Source organism: Nocardia alba NBRC 108234, assembly GCF_001612665.1.
In the GTDB taxonomy this organism is placed as follows: domain Bacteria; phylum Actinomycetota; class Actinomycetes; order Mycobacteriales; family Mycobacteriaceae; genus Nocardia; species Nocardia alba.
In genome coordinates, this window is the sequence record NZ_BDAX01000046.1 from 1 (window position 1) to 13,408 (window position 13,408).

Below are 13,408 nucleotides of genomic sequence, written 5' to 3' on the forward strand. Positions count from 1 at the left end.
GTCTTGGCCAAAACGGCAAACAGGTGAGTTAATGCGTCGTCTCGCCTGTATGCCTCGGTAATTCGGTGTGCAATGGTCTCAGCTCGGTTTGTGAGCTGAGCCGCCCGTTCTGGATCCGCGATGCCATCGATCTTGGCCAAGCGGGAAAGTACTGCGACCTGTGTCGCTGGATCGGTTGCGTTGTGTGCGATGGTTTCGGCACGGTCCGGGTCTGATTCAGCGATGACCCCCGCTAGGTGAGCAAGGACTCTGTCCCGCGTTCGCGGAATACTAATGCGGTGAGCAAGGGTTTCTGCACGGTCCGGATCGGTCGCTGCGACGCTCTTCACCACGCGAGCGAGAACGCGATCACTCGGCCAAACGGTTCGGATTTCCGCGCAAATGGTCTCGGCACGGTCCGGATCGGTTTCGGCAATCACTATCGCTACTTCGGCGAGAGCATCGTCCCGCCGAACGCCGCTGAGTCCGCGGGCGATTGACTCGGCACCGTCAGGGTCCATCCTGGCGATTGCGCTAGCGAACTGCGCGAGCACAGATGCGCGCCTTGAGGAAGAGGCGATCTTGCGGGTGATAGCCTCCGCCTGATCAGCGAGTCTTGCGGCACGGGACGGGTCGGTTATGGCCATTCCCTTGGCCACCGCCGCAAGTACCATTGGTCGCAATCCATGATCGACTACTTCGTTGGCGATGGTTTCGGCGCGGTCGGGGTCGACGCCGAGGATCGCATAGGCCAGCCGCATGCGCGCTTGGTCTTGCATGATAGCTGTTAGTCCGTAGGAGGTAACATCGCCGGGGGCGGCGTCGGTGCGGCCCGGGTCGGCGTTGACACTTGCGCTGCCCGGTTGTGTCTGAGCGGAATCCTGCGGTATGTGATCAGTGAATTTGCGGGTTGCCAGCTCGGCACGCTTGACCAGATCATTTGCCCGCAGCTGATCAATGCCGGCGATCGCGTCAGCGAGAGTGCCGAGTATCTGGGCTTGCAACCAAGTTGCTGAGACCTCGCGAGCAGCGGCCTCGGCACGGTCGGCCAGTCCAAATGCCTGTACCGGGTCGGTGTCTGAGACGACTGCGGTCATATGGGCGAGAGTCATCCCTCGGAACCAGGAGTCGGACTCAAGCAGCTCGCGAACGAGCGCCTCGGCGCGGCCCGGGTCAAACCCTGCGCAGGCAACGAGAACAGGCTGGAGCGAGACACCTTCACCGTAGGGACTCCGAGGAAGGCTGCGGGCGATAGCGTCGGCTCGGTCAGCGATTCGCTCGGCGCGCAAATTGTCGGAATCGGCAACGACCCTAGCCACGTAGAAGAGCACCGTAGCCTGTGCACCGGGATCGGTGATCGCATCGACCAGAACTTCAGCGCGCTCAGCGAGTTCAACGGCTCTAGCCTGGTCTGCCCCTTCGAGCACCTTCGCAAGCCGAGCGTATCCGTCAGCCCGGATGTGCAGGTGTTCGATCTCGCCGACTATGCGCTCAGCACGGTCTGGATCATCTCCCGCAATTTCCTCGCTCAGGCTAACGAGTGCGCGGGACTGCCGAACCGGCTGGGGAAAACTGCGGGCCAACGCTTCGGCACGATCGACTTGACCGAGTCGTGCCCTCAGAACCGGCAGAGACTCATCGAGGTATTCGTTGCGACTATCGATATCGTCGCGGTGGCGTGCCAATTGCGCGGCGGTAAGTAGGTCAGGGGCGTGGTGCTCGCAGAGCATTCGCTGTACAACACCGATCTCGGTCAACGCAGCCCAGTCGGCCCTGGTACGTGTGTACATCACATCGTGGCGCGCGGCATCCAGGGCTAGGGTCGCCATACGTGCAGAGGCACCATGTTGCTGCGCCACCGCGAAGTAGCGAGACAGCAGAAAGTCCGGGGTAGAATTTGGCCAGCCCAGATCGCAATAGCGCTCGGCCCAGGCGTGCAGTCGATCCAGGCTTACGGCTACCAGGGCACCGAGCCGGGTTTCGGCAATGCGCTGCAATGTCTCGTGCGCCAGAGCGTAGACCGGATCATGCTCGTGGTGTGATCCGACCGGTTCCGCAACCGCTCGGAAACTCCGCCCTGCCGTCCCGCGCAACAGTCGGTCGATCTCGAATGGTGGCATGTCGGTAAGCATTTCGAGTTCGGAAATCGACAGACCCTGTGCGGCCGTGATCAACGCCAGCAGTTCCCGGTTTCGTTCAGGCCCGTCGAGCACGGCATCGAGTTCGGCGACAGCGCGGTCACGGAGCCCTGCTGCGTACTCCGATGGCGCGAGCCGATACCGGCGAGCCGATGCGAGGGGATGGCCGTGCGGGATGGGCAGGCGTGGACCGTAGCGGGAGGCGACCACGACCCGCAGGCCTTCCTCGGCCAGCGTCGGTAACAGTTCCACGATCGGCGGTGCGCCAGTGTCTTCGTCGAGGCCGTCGACTACCAGTACCAACCGCCGCCGGTTCGCAGCCTCCTGACGAGCAGCGGTGGCGAGCAGTTCGTTGCAGAGGACGTCGCGGTAGAGCGGTGTGGTGTCAATGCGGGATTTCTGATCGGGCAACAAGGCCGAGAGCTGGTCGAGGAGTCCGGCGGTGTAGGCCGTGTGGTTGTTTTGGGCCGCGCGCCGATCGGTGACGAAGAAGCAGACCACTGTCACATCCGAGGGCGGGGTGAGCGCGAAGGTCGACAGCAACGCCGATTTTCCCGCCCACGGTTCACCTTGGACCCACAGATACCGCTCGTCGCCTCGACAGAACTGTTCCAGCATGGCGCGCTCGGCGCCGCGGTCAAGCAGTTCGGGCGGCGCGATGGATTCGCGCACCAGCCGCACGTAGAGGGAGCTGCGCAGCCCGGCAAGATCGGTGCGCGAGCGAGATCGCCTGCTCGGGGTGTCGGCCGCGGCGCGGGTGTGGGCGAGTTCCCATGTTGGCAGCGCTGTTTCGGGGACCTGGTAGCCGAGCAGGATCTCACGCAGTGTCATCCAGGCGGGAAAACTGGTGCCTTTGACAGTGCCATAGAGCGTAGACGTCGAAGCCAGTAGCGGTGCGGCGATCTTTTCGTAGCTAAGACCAGTCTGCTGGTGCAGGTGTTGCAACGCCGCGCTCAGCTCCGCGCGTGTAGTGACTGCATCCGGGTCCACGATGATCTGCGCTCCCATGTTTCGTGGCAATCGAGTCATTCGGTGCGTCCAGAGTATTCGGCCGAACACCCCGGGACCGACCCCATGACCAGCAGTGCTCGCGGCGGGAAGAACGTCGGATGCATTGAATGGCCGGTGGCGCCGATCGTTGCCTTCATGACCACTCAGATCCTCGCCGGAATCGGCGCACTTGTCCTCATCCTGCAAGCCGCGATCCTCGTCCCCGGCGCGTTGGCCGACTTCCTGCACGCCAGCAAGCGCGTCGTGCTCGCGGTCCGCGAGTTGCGTACCGTCCTTAACCCACGCATCCGATTGAACTGCGAAGACAACGTGCAGGCCGGTAAGCAGCCCGAAAACGACAACAACCAGCACGCAGCAGGATTCAACGATGTCATGAACACAATTGCCCCGGACTCGGCAGCGCCAACGGGGTAGACAGAGACACCACTCAGCGGAGGCCGTGCGGCCCACTGACATCGAAGTGTGACCAGCCACTGGCATTTTAGAAGGAAGACGCAACTAAGACCGTGTCTCATGTCGCGGATCGAGCCTTGGTCAGTTTCTTGAAACAGGTGAGGGCGGCAGCGAGGGTCAGGAATCCGAGCAAGTGTTCGGCTTTGCGGTCGTAACGCAGGTTGAGCCGGTGGTAGCCGGTCAACCAGGAGAAGGTCCGTTCCACGACCCACCGATGTCGCCCGAGGCGGTCACTGCGCTCGACGCCTTTGCGGGCGATACGGACTCCGATACCCCGGTCGGCGACCCAGTGGCGCAGATCAGTGATGTCGTAAGCCTTGTCCGCGTGCAGTTTCGCAGGCTTACGCCGCCGTGGCCCGCGTCGTGACCGCACCGCCGGAATCGCCCGCACCAGCGGTCGCAGTGCTTCCGCGTCGTTGGTGTTGGCCGCCGAAACAGCCACGGCCAGTGGGATTCCCGCGCGGTCGGTGAGGATGTGCAGCTTGGAGCCGGGTTTGCCGCGGTCGACTGGGCTCGGCCCGGTCATCGGACCCCCTTTTTCGCGCGTACCGATGCTCCATCGATCACCGCTCGTGACCAGTCGATCAGGCCCGAGCTGCCGAGTTCGTCGAGAACAGCGTGATGCAGACGCCGCCACACACCGGCTCGGGTCCATACCGTGAACCGGCGATGTGCGGTAGGAACGCTGACATCGAACGACGGCGGCAATAACCGCCACACGCAACCGATGGTCAGCACGAACACCACCGCGGTGAACACTGCCCGCTGATCGGTCGGCGCGGTACCACCACCCTGACTACGTGCCCGGAACACCGGCAGCAACGGTTCGACGATCACCCACAACTCATCCGGCACCAACCGCCGTGACAACTCGTCCACCACGACTGAACATCATGCCCCACAACCGGTTACGACGTAAGACACAGTCTAAGAGCGTGTCTCATGTCGCTGATCGGGCTTTCACCAGTTTCTTGTAACAGGTCAACGCCGCTGCCAGTGTGAGGAACCCTCAGTAGTGAGTGTCGTTGCGGGCTATGCGAACCCCGATTCCTCGATCCCGCACCCAGTCCCGTAGTTCGTGGTGGTCAAAAGCCTTGTCTGCGTGAAACTTTCCCGGCTTGCGTTGACACGGACCGCATCGGAAACGGATCGCCGGGATCGCTCGCACCAACGGTCGCACAGCAGCGGCGTCAGGTGTGTTGGCCGCCGAGACCGCGACTGTCAACGGTATCTTCGCCCGGTCCGACAGTACGAGTAGTTTCGAGCCCGACTTGCCCCGATCGAGGATTCGGCTCGGTCATCGGGCCTCCTCTTTTGCTCGAACCGACGCACCGTCGACCACGACGCGTGACCAGTCGAGCAAACCCTCGCTGCCGAGCTCGTTAACCACGGCGCACTGGCCTTGACCGGTGTGCCATGCTGACGCGGCGACGAGGACGCCAGTGCCGCGGGTGACAGGCCGCGCTAGCATCAGCCGACAGATTCGGGCGAGTCGATGTGGAGCTGGTTACGAACTGCCCGGTGAAGCGCTGGACTTCCACCATGGTGTCGGCGCGGGAACGGGTGTCCCGGCGAATATTGGGGCTGACAGCTGAAATGCCATGAGCAACTGTCATGATGGGGAGATCGAGAAATCCGTACAGTCGAGCAGCGCGGCAACTCCCATGCCACAGAATCCGGCGCGGCCCCGAATGGCCGGCGCCAGTGGTGGCGTCGCGGACAAGCTAGGCAATAAATACGAGTTGGCCTGGGCCATCCGTCACGCTCTGCTCTGCATCCAGAACGAGCGCCGCAGTCTCACGCTCGAAGAGATCGACCCTGAACTGGCTGACGGCTCAGAGTTCACCTATGTCAACGAGCACGGCGACACCGCGGTGACCCAGGTGAAGCGCCAGAACAACATCACCGATCACTGGACAATCGCAGCCCTCAGAGGCCGCGGAGTCTTGTCGGCAGCTGCTCGCCACGTTGCTGCTGGGCGTGAGTTCCACTTCAGTTCGATGACTCCGAGTGGGGCACTTCGGGTCATGGCTGGCCTGTCACGGCAATCGGACGACGTACAGGAGTTCCTTGCGCATCAGCTCACGCGCGAGTTGAGACCAACCTTCGATGAGCTGACCGCGGCGAATGTCTTCGGAAGCACTGAGGTGGCCTGGCAGACCCTGCGCGGCATGTGGATTGAGATTGAAGTCGAAGAGCAGCTGATCATGACCAACGCCATGCTCGCCGACGAGAGCTTGGAGGGCGCGACCGGCAAACTTATGGCGGTGGCCATAGGCGCGGTGCTCCTCGATAACCTGCGCACGCGGATGACGCAACGCGACCTCCTTGACGCCCTTGCTCGCGACGGCATCACAAGGCGCGGCTCCCGGGCCACGCGAACGTCCCATGAGCAGGCGGTGGCAACAACCCAGAGCTGGCGCGGCACGATCGAGCGCGAACTGCTCTCGCCATCTATCAAGAGGCAAGAATCTGCAACTCTCGTCGACCTCATGGCTGCGACCCGCATTGCACTTGTCGTCGGGGCTGGCGGTGGTGGAAAAAGTACTGTGCTTTACCAGGCTGCGCGCGAGTTCGAGGCGCGGGACGCCGAGGTATTGGCGTTCCGGCTTGACCGCCGTGGCGCCTTCGGTTCGACCGTCGAACTGGGCATTCAGCTGGGTCTTTCGATCTCGCCGGTTGCGGCGTTGCGACAGGCGGCAGACGGCCGCGACGCCTTCCTGATCATCGATCAACTCGACGCTGTGTCGCTAGTGTCCGGGCGCCTCTCGGAGCGCTACGACGTCATTGCCGATCTCATTCAAGAAGCAACGGCGGTTGACGGGGTGCGCGTCATCTTGGCCTGCCGACTATTCGACGTCGAGAACGACCACCGCATCCGCAAACTCGATGCGCGGAACGATGTCGAGCGCCTGACCGTCGAGCCGCTACCTGACGAAGCCGCGGCGGGCGCCGTCTCAGCCATGGGTCTCGATCCCGGCTTGCTCACTGCTACGCAACGTGCACTCCTCCGGTCACCGCTTAACCTCGTCTTGCTGGAGACGATCGCCGACCAGCCAGGTGCCCTGAACTTCACCTCTCGCGGATCGCTGTTCGAAGCCTTCTGGCTGCGCAAAGAGCAGACCTCCGAGGAACGACGGCCCGGAACATTGTTCAACGACGTGCTGGCCCGGATCGCCCACGCCGCGAGCGACAACCAGACGTTGTCCGTACCCGTCGAGATCCTTGGTCCTGGCGACTTCATCAAACACGCTCGGGTCCTCGCCTCCGAACAGGTCATTGCGATCGAAGACGACCGGGTCTCCTTCTTTCACGAGACGTTCTTCGACTTCACGTTCGCCCGTCAGTGGCTGTCACGACACCAGTCGATGGTCGAATTCCTTTCCGCCCAAGAGCAAGAACTGTTCCGACGCGCGCAGGTGCGGCAGATCCTCGAGCTTCTCCGTGAGCGAGATCCCGATCGGTTCCGGACTGAGGTCGAGGCGGCCCTGAGTAGCGCAGATATTCGCTTCCATATTAAGGAGATGGTGGTTGCCGTCTTCGCGAACGTCAGTGCTCCAACTGTCGAGGATGTCGAACTCGTGCTGCGCCTTGCCGACAGGGAGTCCACGCTCACGAAACGGCTTTTGTTGCAGCTCGCACGCCCTACGTGGTTCGGCCCGTTCTACGCCCAGGGTCACATCGAAAGGTGGCTCGATGGCGACGACGCCGCACTACGCGATAGGAGCGTCAACTGGATGGGCAACGCCGGCGCCGTACATTCCGCCGAGGTCGCTGACCTCCTGACGGCGCGGAAGCAGTCACCCGACTATGTGATGTGGCTCCGTTGGGTGGCGCAGCTCGCCGACCTGCATCTCCACCGGCGGCTATTCGAGCTGTTGCTGGACGCAATCCGTGCCGGCCAGATCGACCCAGCCGATCGCAACCACTGGCTGTCGATACACAAGCTGGCGGAACACCAGCCACTCTGGGCAATCGAGATGCTCAAGGCCTGCTTCGTGGAGAGTCCGTCTGCCCTGGCGCTCGGTAGTGACGACAAAGTAACGCTCCTCGGCATTCATGAGTACGGCGCCACTCAGATGATCGAGACAGCATGCGAAGCAGAACCTCAAGCGTTCGCCGAGGCGTTCGTGCCGCACCTGCTGGCAATCATGGAGGTCACGCATTATGACCGCTTCGAGCAGGATCTTCTTCGTGACCGGCATTTCAGTCTGAGGCTTCGAGCGGAGCCAGGGTACGGCGACGTCGATGACGCGTTGTACAACGGCGTGGCGGACGCGCTCGGGAAGTGTGCGCAGACGTCGCCGGAAGCCATCGAGTCGATGCTGCGGCTCCTGGCCGCTAACGAATACGATGCAGCGCAGTCGTTGTTGTATCGCGCACTGATTGCTGGGGCCGTGACGTTTGCCTCGTGGGCAGCCGAGCTGATTCTCCAAGGCGGCAACCGCCTGAAAGCGGGCTATCTGTCCGATTCGCACTGGCTCTCGCGCGAGGTCGTTGAGGCCATAGCGCCGATTGTCAGCGACGAGGTCCACCTTCAGCTCGAAGAGCAACTCCGAGACCTTCCCGCGACATACCAATCTTCCGACCTCCATCACAGGCTTCGGTCGTTCGGCTACACCGCCTTCAAGTTCCTATCAGCGCTCGACCCCGGGCGGTTGACACCGTTGGGACTTCGACGGCTGCAGGAGTACCAGCGCAAGTTCGACTGCGATTTGCCCGAGCCACCGACCGGCATCGTCACCTACAGGGTCGGGTCGCCGATCGGTGACTCAGCCACAGCCAAGATGAGCAACACGCAGTGGCTGCAGGCCATGGCAAAGCATGGCAACGACGACCGTGACTTCGGCAGCGAGGTAGGCGGGGCTCGCGAGTTGGCGCAGCAACTGCAGGCGCATACGGCTGAGGATCCTCTTCGATTCGCTGGATTGGCCATGCAGTTGATGCCCGAGATCAACGCGGCCTATCCCAGCGCGATCCTGTTGGGCTTCGGAGAAGCATCTATTCCGGAAGAAGCGCAACACGCCGTCTTCGACGCGATCCGTTACATCATGAGCCTCGGCCTCGATGACTGTGACCGCTGGCTGGGCTGGGCGGTCCGTCGCGTCTATGACGAGGCACCTTTGGACATCGTTGAGATAGTCCTCGACCGAGCGCTGCACGCTCCTGACCCTGTCGACAACTCGCCAGTCTTCGTACGCCGAGACGACCACCAACCCGGACGTGACATGTTCCAGAACGGATACAACACCTCGCGAGGAAGCTTGGCTGAGTCGCTAGGTGACCTCCTGGTCCACGACCTTGACGGCACGCGCACGGACCTCGTGGCCCCTCACCTCGCCGAGCTGGCGAGCGATCCAGTACTGAGCGTCCGCGCCTGTGTCGCCCACACCATCGCTGCCTGCCTGCGGCATGCACGGCAAGCGGCCTATGCAGCCTTCGAACGCCTCATCGACGCCCACGATCTCCTACTTGCCTCCGGCAAGTTGGACGACTTGATGATCTATATCGGCAACGCCGATCCAGAAGTGATCGATCCGGTTATCAATCGCATGCTCAGCTCAACAGATGTCGAGGTTCGGAGAGCCGGGGGTCGCCTGGCGGCTTTTGCTGCGCCGCAATGGGGGCGTCCAGCGCTAATGGAGCGAGCTCTGGCCAGCGATGTAGAAGTTCGACGCGGCCTGGCTGAGATGTGCGCAGCAAGGGTTGGTCGATCCGCCGATTCAGAACTCGTGCTGTCTACTCTGCGTCAGCTGATGCATGACGAGGACGATGAGGTTCGGAAAAAGGTTGGCCGCCTGGCCGGTCACCTGCGTGGAGACGACCTGCGCCCTTACGCCGAGTTCTTGACTGACTTGATCGCGTCACCAAGCTACGTACACGCGGCCACGCAACTGCTCATCACGCTGCAGGAAGCGCCGGCTAAGGTCGACGATCTCATCGACCTCGCTGCACACCACTTTCTGAACATCCATGGTGATGACGTGGCCGACATCAGGACCGGTGCTGCCGGGGATGCTCATTACATCTCGGATCTAGTGGTCCGTGGGTTGGCGCAGACTCGCAACCGACAGCGCATTACGGCGCTACTCGATATCCTTGATCGCCTGCTCGAACTCGGTGTCTACGGAGTCGATCAAGCGATTGATGGTGCCGTGCGCAACTAGTCCCGGATCACTTTGCCAGAACGGGATAGCCAACGAGTCGGTAGAGGGTCATCCGGGTCCCGGTGTTAGGCTTGCGCGCCATGTCGCCTCCTTGAGTGTAGGGATCCCGCCGCGAATATATGGTGGTCTGCCTGGAATAATTATGAACTACGTCGATCGAGGCGGTCTGGATGATGTTTGAAGGCGATGAAAGGGCTGTATCCGGGCAGCCGCCGAGCCCGCTCTTGCCGGTGTCGTTTGCGTGTTTTGGTCAACCGCAACTGCCGACGCCGTGGTCACCCCTGCCTGCGCACTGGAGAGCCAAAGCTGCCTGCAGGCACTGGCACGCTGACGGCTTTGCGACGCCGAAACAGGTGGAGTTCTTACAGGCTCTCGTCGAAAAGCTTGTCCCTCTCGGAGGTGCACCGTCCTGGTTCGCGCGTGATTGGCTGAATCGGCTTCGTCACCCGAGCGATTTCACGAAGGAGATCGTGAGCGATGCGATTTCGGAGCTGAAGCCAATTGCAACGCAGACGGCGACCGACATCAGAGACATCTCGAAGTTTCCGACCTGGTTCCAGCAGCCATGTCCAGAACGTAATTGTCGCGCTGTCCCCGGTGTTGCATGCATCGGTGCAAAGGGGCGGAATCTTTCAGAGTATGTGCACGCAGCTCGAAAGCGGCGTGTAAGTGCGAGCCCGCAAGTGGCGGATTCTCGTCAATTATGAGCGATTAAGAGATGTCCCGTAAGTCGTTGAACGGCAACAGATATCGTGTCGACGGTGGTGATCTCGGCGTCCGATCCAGTGATGGTGGAGTTGTTCTCCGGGCTGCGGCCTCGCACGTTCGCTCGCCTGATCACCGGATTGCGGCGCGAGGGCGTCGACCGGCCGCTGCGAGGTCGGCCCTGGGCGTTGTGTTTCGAAGATCGGGTGCTGCTGGTGGCCACCTACTGGCGCACGAATCTGACGATGCGGCAGCTCGCGGCGGTGTTCGGGGTGTCGAAGTCGGTCGCGGCCCGGGTGATCGAGGATCTGGGGCCGGCGTTGGCGCTGCGGCCCCGCGCCCGGTCTCCGCGGGGTGCGGTGTTGATCGTGGACGCCGCGTTGCTCTGTGCCCGTGCTCCGCTCGCGGCCCTATGGAACCAGCTGTTGCCGAGCATCTGGTAGTCGGTGCACACGCAGGATCGATCGGTGCCGACGGATCTGGAAACCATCCGTACCGAGCGAGCCACCTGGCCGGTGAACGCTATTCTCGGAGACTCCGCCCGGGAATCAGCCCGCTGCCGCGCCGAGGATCGCCAGCGCATAGGGCTGAGGCCCCTGCGGGATGTTCGAGCCGATGATATCGATCGTCCACGGACCGACCGCGGGTGTGCCGACTTCGACGACCTCGACGTTGTTGGTCGAGTCCATCGTGAGCCCGGCGCCCTGCTCACCGTTTCCGACCCGGGGTGTTCCGTCCGGTCCTCGGACAACGAGATTGAGGTTGTTGACCAATGTCTCGCCGGGGAAGTCGCTGTAGGCGAGCACGACCCGCAGCGGAACCGTTGCCGAGGTGACCTCGATCTCGAGGGTGTGGAGTTGTCCGGTCGAGATCTTCTTGCCTTGGCGCACCCGCAGCGCGGATGGCGCTGTCGGGGCAACGACCGCGGCCACGTCGACGCAACCGAAGCCCTGGTGGCTATCGGACACGGCGCCTGCAGGTGCTCTGTCTGGCAGGCGACGAGCGCCAGCGATCACGACGGCTTTGAGGAGCGCCCCCGACGGTGTCGCGATGTTGTGGTCGCGGCGAAGGTGCTGGCGTAGCAGCGCGAGCGCGCCTGCGGTCAGCGGTGTGGCCATGCTGGTGCCGCCCATGTAGAAGTACTTCGTAGAGCCTGGGAATGGTTTCCAGCCTGTTGCGGTGGGGCTGAGCATGGTCGACTTCGTCGACAGGATCCAGGTGCCCGGGGCGACGATGTCGGGTTTGATGCGTCCGTCCGCGGTCGGGCCGCGGCTGGAGAACGCGACGACTTGATCGGGGTCGTCGCCCATCGGAGCGCTCTTGTACGGGGGTGCCGGGTAGTCCTGTGGCCACCAGTCGCCGTAGTGCTGGTTGTCGAAGGAGCGTCGCAGGTTCTCGCTGGCGCCGACGGTCAGGCAGTTCTTGGCGGTGCCCGGTGAGGTGACCGAGCCGAGGTTGATCTGGCCGTCGCCGTCGGAGTCGCTGCCGTCGTTGCCCGCGGCGAACAGGATGCAAAAGGAGGGGTGTTCCCACATGAACGTGTCGACGGCGCGGCATTGGTCGTCGTAGATCCCGGGGTCGCCGCCACCCCACGAATTGGTGTGGATGCGTGCGCCTTTGTTGTAGGCGGGTGTGAACAGGTCGGCGAGGTCCACCGGAATTCCCGCGAGCAGGTAGCGGCCGTACTTCGCCACGAAGGCGGGGTTCTTCCAGTCCAAGGCTTGCTCAACGGCCTGGAACACCAGCTTGGCTTTGGTGGCCAGACCGCGGATCGTCGGGTGCCCCGCCACCACGGCACTTGCGGTGCCGTCGCCGAGTACCGATCCGGTGACGTGGGTGCCGTGGCCGGAGTCGAGGTCGGCCGCTCCGTCGTTGGCGCCGGCGTTGTTGATGTAGGGGGAGTATTCCGAGGTGATCGGAAAGCTCATGACGGCTTTGACGCGGTCGGCGAAATCGGGGTGGACGGGGGAGGTGGTGCCGGTGTCGAACCCGGTGTCGCACACGGCGACGGTCTCACCGTCGCCGTCGAGACCAGAAACCCCGCCCAGCGTTGCCGGGGTTCCGCGCATGATGGTCGCGGCGACGTCGTTGCTGATGCGGTTGATCGGCCGGTTGCGGACCATGCGCACACCATGGACCGCCGACAGGGCGGCCAGTTGCTTGCGCCGAGCGGCATCGGTGCTTTCGGGCGCTTCGACGATGAGCGTGGCCGGGCCCTCTCCGATGATCTTGAGTCCGAGTTTGCGGATCTTCGCTTTGCCGGTGCGTGCGGTGGCCGGGGTGAAGAACTCGACCGTGAGGACGTCGGGGAGCAGCTTCGTTCGAGGCAACACGGGTTCGGTGGTCACGTCGACGCGTGCACGGTCGGGCAGGTGACCGGCCCAGCGTACGTGCGGCAGCGCGGCGATCGCCGTGATCTGCTCGGCTGTGGCGCGCACGACCAGCGTGAAACCAGCACGGGCGTCGACGATCGATCCACCTGTCTTTTCGACCGCTGCGCGCCATTGCGGTTTGATCGGACCGACGAACTGGACCAGGTAGTGGTGCGGTCCGGCGTCCAGGCGCCGGGTGCGGTGGTAGGCGGGATGGGCTGAAGGCCGTGCTGCGCCGGTGATCCGCGGCAGGTTGGTGTCGATCGAGTCTTGCGTGGCCGGTCCGAGGGGGATCTCGTATTGCGCGGTGATGTCTTCGACGAGGTAGCGCTGGTTCAGCTCTCGCGCTTGGGCCTCGTTGGCCTGTATCAGCGCGAACGCGTCGTAGTTGGCTGTCACGGTGTGGTCTCGCGCGAGCGCGGCTTGCTCAGATTTGTTCGCGATCACTTTGAGTGTGCGGTCCATGTCCGAGTCCCTCCACGAAGGTTTGTCCGAAGCTAAATGACGCTCCCGCTACGCCGCGTTCCTGATGGAACAGTGCGCGGCTGGGACCTCTGTCGCGCGGCCGGTTCGCACTCCCGCG

The 13,408-nt window shown here is 63.0% G+C and carries 6 protein-coding genes and 1 pseudogene; 3 read left to right on the plus strand and 4 right to left on the minus strand.

What is annotated here, in order from left to right; genetic code table 11:
- Positions 1-3,125 (minus strand): P-loop domain-containing protein (locus NA12_RS31605; protein WP_067460043.1); only part of this gene is annotated, 3,125 nt, incomplete at its 3' end.
- 66 nt (positions 3,126-3,191) lie between these two features.
- Between NA12_RS31605 and NA12_RS31610 the strand changes: the two genes are divergently transcribed.
- The gene (locus NA12_RS31610; protein ID WP_132370469.1) at positions 3,192-3,542 is read left to right on the plus strand and encodes a hypothetical protein; all 351 of its coding nucleotides are present in this window, start codon (positions 3,192-3,194) and stop codon (positions 3,540-3,542) included.
- Positions 3,543-3,639: 97 nt separating this feature from the next.
- Here NA12_RS31610 and NA12_RS33370 read toward each other — a convergent pair.
- Together NA12_RS33370 and NA12_RS35090 are read right to left on the minus strand one after the other, a co-directional pair.
- Positions 3,640-4,463 (minus strand): IS5 family transposase gene (locus tag NA12_RS33370; RefSeq protein ID WP_371856040.1). Its coding sequence is split into 2 segments (ribosomal slippage): positions 3,640-4,113 and positions 4,116-4,463, totalling 822 coding nucleotides; the frame shifts between segments, so codons are not numbered across the junction.
- Positions 4,464-4,590: 127 nt separating this feature from the next.
- Positions 4,591-4,869 carry a transposase gene (locus tag NA12_RS35090; protein WP_084473318.1) on the minus strand — a complete coding sequence of 93 codons (279 nt, stop codon included), beginning with the start codon at positions 4,867-4,869 and terminating at the stop codon, positions 4,591-4,593.
- A gap of 313 nt (positions 4,870-5,182) precedes the next feature.
- Here NA12_RS35090 and NA12_RS31625 point away from each other — a divergent pair, with 313 nt between their 5' ends.
- Positions 5,183-9,748, plus strand: a complete 4,566-nt coding sequence (locus NA12_RS31625; RefSeq protein WP_207905686.1) for a HEAT repeat domain-containing protein — start codon at positions 5,183-5,185, stop codon at positions 9,746-9,748.
- Positions 9,749-10,536: 788 nt separating this feature from the next.
- Positions 10,537-10,848, plus strand: a pseudogene (locus tag NA12_RS31630) (helix-turn-helix domain-containing protein); the annotation flags it as partial.
- A 153-nt stretch (positions 10,849-11,001) separates the two neighbouring features.
- Here NA12_RS31630 and NA12_RS31635 read toward each other — a convergent pair.
- On the minus strand, positions 11,002-13,290 hold the full coding sequence (locus NA12_RS31635) for a S8 family serine peptidase (RefSeq protein WP_067460061.1): 2,289 nt from the start codon (positions 13,288-13,290) through the stop codon (positions 11,002-11,004).
- Positions 13,291-13,408 lie beyond the last annotated feature (118 nt).